Source organism: Streptomyces tricolor (assembly GCF_002155905.1).
Taxonomy (GTDB): domain Bacteria; phylum Actinomycetota; class Actinomycetes; order Streptomycetales; family Streptomycetaceae; genus Streptomyces; species Streptomyces tricolor.
This window is the reverse complement of record NZ_MUMF01000527.1, coordinates 371-636: the sequence shown is the minus strand read 5'-3', so window position 1 is coordinate 636 and position 266 is coordinate 371. Positions and strand designations below refer to the sequence as shown.

The following is a 266-nucleotide window of genomic DNA, read 5'->3' as shown; positions in this document are numbered from 1 at the left end:
CGACGCCCACACCGATCGCGTAGGCGAGGCCGTAGGCGGCGGCCATGCCGGCGACCGCCCAGCGCGGCGGCAGCAGGAAGTAGCAGAGCGCCGAGGCGCCGGCGTTGACCGCGGCCACGATGACCGTGTTGTAGAAGGGGGTGCGGGTGTCCTCGTACGCGTAGAAGGCGCGGAGGACGACGTACTGCACGGAGTAGGGGATCAGGCCGAGGCCGAAGGCCATCAGCATGTAGCCCATGTTGGTGGCGGCACCGGTGCCGGCCGAG

General features: G+C 70.7%; 1 protein-coding gene. It reads right to left on the bottom strand.

The genetic code is table 11. The annotated features are described in order from the left end of the window. The coding region (locus tag CCN44_RS46715; protein WP_276329138.1) for a lipid II flippase MurJ at nucleotides 1-266 on the bottom strand (266 nt) is incomplete at both ends.